Origin of the sequence: Streptomyces katrae (assembly GCF_000966975.1) — a bacterium.
Lineage (GTDB): Bacteria > Actinomycetota > Actinomycetes > Streptomycetales > Streptomycetaceae > Streptomyces > Streptomyces katrae.
In genome coordinates, this window is the sequence record NZ_JZWV01000358.1 from 1 (window position 1) to 4,203 (window position 4,203).

General features: G+C 74.3%; 4 protein-coding genes. 2 read left to right on the forward strand and 2 right to left on the reverse strand.

Annotation, left to right across the window (positions count from 1 at the left end; genetic code table 11):
• Positions 1-38: 38 nt before the first annotated feature.
• Both VR44_RS13940 and VR44_RS13945 read right to left on the reverse strand, forming a co-directional pair.
• Positions 39-1,412, reverse strand: a complete 1,374-nt coding sequence (locus VR44_RS13940; protein ID WP_045947795.1) for a hypothetical protein — start codon at positions 1,410-1,412, stop codon at positions 39-41.
• Positions 1,413-1,755: 343 nt separating this feature from the next.
• Positions 1,756-2,166, reverse strand: coding sequence for an ankyrin repeat domain-containing protein (locus VR44_RS13945; RefSeq protein ID WP_045947796.1), 411 nt, complete (start codon positions 2,164-2,166; stop codon positions 1,756-1,758).
• A 329-nt stretch (positions 2,167-2,495) separates the two neighbouring features.
• Between VR44_RS13945 and VR44_RS13950 the strand changes: the two genes are divergently transcribed.
• Both VR44_RS13950 and VR44_RS13955 read left to right on the forward strand, forming a co-directional pair.
• Positions 2,496-2,690, forward strand: a complete 195-nt coding sequence (locus tag VR44_RS13950) for a hypothetical protein (RefSeq protein ID WP_045947797.1) — start codon at positions 2,496-2,498, stop codon at positions 2,688-2,690.
• Between the two features lie 29 nt (positions 2,691-2,719).
• The coding region (locus VR44_RS13955) for a membrane protein (protein ID WP_045947798.1) at positions 2,720-4,203 on the forward strand (1,484 nt) is incomplete at its 3' end.

Consider the following 4,203-nt stretch of genomic DNA (forward strand, 5'->3'; position numbering starts at 1 on the left):
GACGGCTCCGCGCAGCGGTACCCGCGCCCCCTGCGGAGCTACACGGCCGACTCGGGCGCGATCCGGCTGCGGACCGCCGACTGGACGTCCTCCTCCTCCGCCGGGTCCGCCGCCAGGCGGCGCAGCCGGGGGGCGACGCGGGCATCGGCCGCCACCTCGCGGGTGGTCTCCTCGCAGTCCCACAGGCATTCGACCGCGAAGCCCGCCGCGAACGTCGGGTCCGTGCTGGCCAGTGCGCGGGCGGCGCGGCCCCGCAGGTGGGAGGAGGCCGTCTCGCGGTAGATGTGCCGCAGCACGGGGGCCGCGCAGCCGATGGAGAGCCGGCCCGCACCGTCCACGAGGGTGAACAGGCGGGGCGAGTCCGGGCCGGAGCCGCGGACGGTGTCGCGGAGGGCGCCCAGGACCAGGCCGGTGTCGTCGGCGTCGCCACGGGCCGCCAGGAGGGCCGCGGCGGCCGCTCCCAGGGCGCGGTGGACCCACTGGCGGGCGCGTTCGAGGGCGGCGGGGCCGCACATGCGCTCGTAGGCGGCGACGGCCGGCTCGTCACCGGCGGCTTCGATGAGGTCCAGCACGGCCGGGTTCTCCGGTTCGGCGAGGACCAGGTGGTGCAGGGCGGTGGCCCGGGCGGCCTCGCCCTGTGCTCCGGCGGCGGCCGCGAGGATCTCCGAGCGGTCCTCGGGCGCGGCCACGGCGGCGAGGCAGCGCGCGGCGGGCACGTGCAGCGGGGTGCCGCGGCGCAGCCCGTCGGCGGCCCAGTCGAAGACGGCCTGGACGCCCCAGCCGGGCCGGGGGCCGCTGGGGTTGAGCTGGCGCTGCCAGCGGTCGAAGGAGCCCTGCTGGCGGGCGGCGCGCAGGCGTTGCCCGTATTGCGGGAGTTCCTCCCACAGGCTCCACGGCCGGGGCTCGTAGGCGTCGCGGACGGCGGCGGCCAGCAGCGCCTCGCCCTCGGCGGTGGCCGGGAATCTGGCCAGGACCGGTGCGGCGAGGGAGCGCAGCCCCTCGTCGTCGTCGCGCAGGGCGAGCTCGTCGAGGGCCCAGGCCCAGTTGGCGCCGGAGGCGGCGTAGCGGCGCAGCAGCATGAGCGCGTCGTCACGGCCGTACGAGGCCAGGTGCCCGAGGACGGACAGGGCGAGGCCGGTGCGGTGGTCCTCCTCGTCGACGAGGTCGTCGACGCAGAAGAGGTGGGCCTCGATCTCGCGGAGGGGTCCGTCGAGGTCCAGGTACAGGCGGGCGTAGTACAGCGACCGGTTCTCGACCTGCCAGTCCTGCCGCGGGTCACGGGTCACGCACTGGTCGAGGGCCGCGAGGGCCTCCGCGCGGGGCGCCGCGAGGGCGTGCAGCGTGCCGTCGCCGCGGCCCCTCTGGAGGAGGCCGAGCAGGGTGCCGCTCGGCGCTATGACTGGTTCGAACATGGGAATGGCCTCAAATCAAGCTGGGGACGCAACCGGGAATCGGGATTCACAGGGCCGCGTAACAGCATGTGAGGACGTCCGCCGTCATGTTCCGCTCGATGTAGACCATTGCCTTCTCACTCTCGTCGGTGCTTCGCGTCCGTGCCGGCCGGTGCGGCAGGGGCTGGGTGTGGACACCCGTCGTGTCCAGCCCGCTCCTGCCCGTCCGTCATGTCCGCGAATCGAATCCGACGCCATGATGACCCAGGCGGTTTGCGCGCCGCGACCACATTTAAGGGCGTCGTGACCAAGCCGTGAGGTCGCGGACCCGTCCCGGCCCGGGCCGGGCGGGGGAATAAGCGGATTACTTGACTCCGAAGAGTTCCAGCAGGTCGGCCTTGTTGAACATGCGGGCCGTGTCCACCGCGGAGGGGGTTCCGGCGTGCGGGTCGGCCCCGCCGGCGAGCAGCGCGCGGATGACGGCCTCCTCGCCCTTGAAGACGGCGCCGGCCAGCGGGGTCTGGCCGCGGTCGTTGGCGCGGTCGGCCTCGGCGCCGCGGGCCAGCAGGGCGGTGACGGCGTCGGCGTGGCCGTGGTAGGCGGCGAGCATGACGAGGGTGTCGCCGCGGTCGTTGGTGAGGTTGGCGGGGACCCCGGCGTCGAGGTAGGCGGCCAGGGTCTCCGTCTCACCCTGACGGGCGAGGTCGAAGATCTTGGTGGCCAGTTCGATGACGTCCTCGTCGGGCGTGCCGGGCGCGTCCTCGTGCTTGCTCATCGGTCGTTCCGCCTTTCGCTCTTCCAAGTCGTACGGGGCAGGAGTCTGCCCAGGCCGGGCGGGCAGGGGGGTGCCCGGCACTGCGTCCGTACGGGTGAATCGCCAGGGTAGCGCCAGGTCGGGGACATGCGGGGGCCGGTCCGAGGCAAGGATGTCGGTGGCCCGTGCACCCGACACCGCCCGGGGCCGACGCGCCAGCCGAGAGGGGCCGGTCAAGTGAAAATCCCGAAGGTTCACCCGTATGCACCTTTTGTCGCATTGATACTTCCTGTGAGCCTGGAACAACTGATGGTGACCTTCCCGACCGTTCCGCTACCAGGAGAACTCCCATGGTCCTGTCGATCTCAGGCGTCGTGCTGCTCGGCATCATCTGCTTCCTGTTCTTCAAGAAGGACGGGATGAAGCTCACGCACGCCGTCGTCTCCGCGCTCTTCGGCTTCTTCCTCGCCGGTTCGGCCATCGCCCCGAGCATCACCGCCAGCACGGCGAGCCTCGCGAGCCTGCTCGGCGGGATCAAGCTCTAGCCCGCCCCGCCCACCCCCAGGAGACGACCGTGGCCCGGCGCCCACTCCCCCGCATCCTCACCAGTGGCAGCACCTCGCTCGCCCGGGGCCGCGACCTCGCCCGCACGGCGGCCGACAACGCCACGGACGTCCTCCATCCGCTCCTGGTCATCGGGCGCGGGCTGCGCGTCCTGGCCTCGGCCGGCCGGCGCAGATGGGCGGCGACCCCGAAGGACAAGCGGGGTCCCGCGCTGTTCCTGGGGGCGGCCTGCGTCCTCGTGGTCGCGCTCGTCCCGTACGCGCCCGTCACCGCGCTGATCGCGCTGATGGCCGCTGCGGGCTGGCACGGGCGCGACCGCAGCCCCGCGAAGACCGGGCCCAGCGACGCCGAGACCGACCGGCTGCGCTCCCTCTACGAAGCTCTCGTCCCCTACTTCTCCGCCCCTGAGGACCCGAACCCGCTCTTCGCCCACGGCGGCGGCTTCGACGACGCCTTCAGCGACTACGCCTTCGACGCCGAGGGCCGCGTCACCCGCCTGCGGATCCGCTACCCCGCGTACTTCACCGACGGGGAGGCGGCCTCGCGGGCCCGGATCGAGGCCCTGCTGCACGCCAAGTCCGGGCGTGGCCGGGAGTACCTCTTCGTCTGGGACGAGGAGGCCAACCGGCTCGACCTGAGCGTCCTGGACGCGCTGCCCACCGGGATCGCCGCCCAGCCGTTCGTGACCTCGCCCGGCGAGAGCGTCCTCGGCTTCACCGACCCCGCCGGGGTGCAGCGCACCCTGCCGGTGCTGGAGGGGGACGAGCTGCGCGACCTGCCGCCCGTCATCTGGCGGACCGGCCCGGGCTCCACCGAGCCGCACCTGCTGGCGGTGGGCCAGCCCGGCAGCGGAACGACCGGCCTGCTGCGCTCGCTCGCCCTCCAGGCCCTGCGGCAGGGCGGCGACGTGATGGTCGTCGAGGGCGGCGGGAGCAACGAGTACGCCTGCCTGGCCGGCCGCGCGGGCGTCCTGGCCGTCGAGTGCGGCCCGACGGGGGCCCTGGCCACCGTCGAGTGGGCCGCGCACGAGACCGAGCGGCGCCTGATCGCCATGCACCGGGCCCGCGAAGCCGGCCTGCCCGCCCCCGAGGACACCCGGCGCCCGCTGTGGATCCTGCTGGACCGGCCCAGCGTGCTCGCGCACCTGGCGACGGCGGAGGGACGCCCGGACCCCCTGGCCCAGCTCCAGGTGCCCCTGCGGCACGGCCGCGCCGCGCACGTCACGGTGGTCGTCGCCGAGCACTTCGACCACCTGGAGCTGATCGGCGACGCCGTCTGGCAGCACACCCGGGCCCGCGTCGTCCTCGGGCCCGCCCCCGTCCAGCAGCTCGCGGACGTCCTCGGGCTGCCCCCACACACCACCCCGGCCCCGCAGCTCCCGCCCGGCCGCGGCTACGCGAGGCTCGGCACCGGGCCGGTCCACCGGCTCCAGGTGCCCGCCACCCCGGACCCGTACGACGACGCCACCCACCCCGCGCACCGCCACGCGGTACT